General features: G+C 56.3%; 2 protein-coding genes and 1 pseudogene. 1 reads left to right on the top strand and 2 read right to left on the bottom strand.

Annotated elements, in window-relative coordinates:
- Positions 1–50: 50 nt before the first annotated feature.
- Positions 51–281: pseudogene (locus PQR02_RS40255) on the top strand (PLP-dependent aminotransferase family protein); the annotation flags it as partial.
- Between the two features lie 400 nt (positions 282–681).
- Here the strand turns inward: PQR02_RS40255 and PQR02_RS40250 are convergent.
- Both PQR02_RS40250 and PQR02_RS40245 read right to left on the bottom strand, forming a co-directional pair.
- The gene (locus tag PQR02_RS40250) at positions 682–855 is read right to left on the bottom strand and encodes a hypothetical protein (RefSeq protein WP_408243358.1); all 174 of its coding nucleotides are present in this window, start codon (positions 853–855) and stop codon (positions 682–684) included.
- A 2-nt stretch (positions 856–857) separates the two neighbouring features.
- Positions 858–1628 (bottom strand): MOSC domain-containing protein, encoded by a 771-nt coding sequence (locus PQR02_RS40245; protein WP_408243357.1) that lies wholly within the window; start codon positions 1626–1628, stop codon positions 858–860.
- Positions 1629–2033: the final 405 nt, after the last annotated feature.

The raw sequence follows: 2033 nt of genomic DNA, 5'->3' as shown, positions 1-2033 counted from the left end.
GACTACCGCCAGATTCCGCACGAAAAGTATGATTACCCCGAGGTGCACGCGTCATCGTGGTCGAGAACGATGCGCTCGCTGACCTGAAGTCGCGATCTGCCACACGAATCTCGGTGCTTGACCAGCTACGACGAACCATCTACCTCGGTAGCTTCTCCAAGAGCGTATCGGCCGCCCTACGTGTGCGATTCATCGCCTGCGACGTGGACCTGGCGAGCGACCTCGCCGACGTGAAAACGCTTACCCATGTAGGCAGCTCCGAATACTGTGAGCGTTCTATGAAAATACGGAGGTGAGACAGCTCCGGCGACGGTTTGATCAGCGGGACAAGTGACCAACTTCCACAAGCCGGAAAGCAGACTTTTCCCTTGGAGAATCCCTTGGAGCCGCAGGTGTTGACGGCCATCCAGAATTGATCCACCTGAGCCTATAGACTCCTGCCCGCAGTGCCATGCCTTCGTCGCCGAGATGTCGCGCGTGGTCTTACTGCCGCCGAACAGGCTCCTCGAGAGGCCATGACGTTTTTGCAGGGCGATCTTCACGTTATCCAGGACTGTCATCTCCGGGGAGATTGCAGTAAGTGACCGAACCATTCCTCGGCCCGCTATCGCGGCAGGCGGAGTCTGAGTGATGTCCTTGCCGTCCAAAAGAATTTCACCCGAGACGGTGTGACGAACTTGGTCAGGAGATGAACATCATCGTCTTACCTGCGCCGTTCGGCCCGATTAGTGCGTGTATATCGCGGCGCCGGATTTTCAGGTTGAAGTCACAGATAGCTCGAAAGTCGAGGAATTCCTTGCAGAGGCTGCGCTTTTCGAGCGCGTAGTCGGACGACTGTGTCGATGGGCTTTTCATCACTAATTCTCCAGGACTATTTTGTCGCCCGGCTTGATGGTCCCGCCTGTCAACACCGCTGCGTAGATTCCGAGATCTCCGTGGTTGACGTAGTCCTTGATCTGGAGCGGAAGGTCGATATCGCGCTCGCCAGTCGCGGGGTTTACACTCGTTGCTGCGCAGCGCTTGGTGCGTCTCACCACTTTGAGACGTGCGTCACCGATGCAGAAGTGGCGGTCGAGCCACTCCATCTCGGCCCACGCAGGAAGGCCGTCGAAATAGACGTTCGCGCGAAAACGCACGGGATCAAGTTCCATACCAACTCGCTCAACCAAATCGCGGACGGTCGCAAGATTGATGAAGGAGATGCTGCGCATCAAGGCAACAGAGTGAACGCTGACGTCAGTGAACTGGTGCCCGGGCGCGTGAACGACCTTCGGAGTTCCGGGAAGTGGCACCCCAAGGAAATCTCTCATAAAAAACGCAGCCGTTTCCTTCCCGGCGTCGGTGGCGAGATCAAAACGGGCGGTTGACCCATGGTGCTCGACTTCGAGTTCGCTGGTCTCTGCAATCAGGCGGGTTTTCAACTGGGCCAGCCGTTCGTATTTGGCCAGCATCAGAAATTTCGTCTTCGGCTCGGGGGTGGGATTGCCCGGGTCGAATGCAAATGAACCGTCAGTAATGGCATATGCGCGGTCAAGCGGAAACCCCTGTGCCTCTTGCAAAAGAACAGATTGCAGAGACTCTGGGGATAGTCCTTTGACTGGATACCGTTTTAGACAATCTACGAACATGGCGGGCTCGGGCTGAGTGAGTTCGGGTACGCATCAGCGCACAAGTAAATCGTTGAGCGCATTGGCTGGCGGCTGTTTCCGGGCGACGGAGCGTTGTGGGACGCCGGAGCGGGCGGCGGACCGCGAGGGTAGGCAGATGTGCCACCTCACGTCCGAGGCGGCTAAAGCTTAGGGAAAATCCTCAGTCATGGATTGCGACAATCTCATCTTATCGGGCAAACCATAAATCAGGCGGGTATTTCGGACGTAACAGGCCGTTTCGGACCGAAACCCACGATTTCGGCAACGTGACTCCGAGTCTCGAGAGCGCGGCCGAACGGGCAGAAAGCAGACTTGGCGTCTCGATAACGCAAAAGCAATTCACGTCCCAGATTTGACATAACATAATTTATCAACATTTACGAT

The sequence above is a fragment of the Paraburkholderia sediminicola genome (assembly GCF_046026895.1).
GTDB lineage: Bacteria > Pseudomonadota > Gammaproteobacteria > Burkholderiales > Burkholderiaceae > Paraburkholderia > Paraburkholderia sediminicola_C.
This window is presented reverse-complemented; position numbering and strand designations above follow the sequence as displayed.

Bases quoted from the DNA above. Each gene is read 5' to 3' on its own strand.
- PQR02_RS40250 (WP_408243358.1), bottom strand. From the start codon at position 855: ATGAAAAGCCCATCGACACAGTCGTCCGACTACGCGCTCGAAAAGCGC.
- PQR02_RS40245 (WP_408243357.1), bottom strand. From the start codon at position 1,628: ATGTTCGTAGATTGTCTAAAACGGTATCCAGTCAAAGGACTATCCCCA.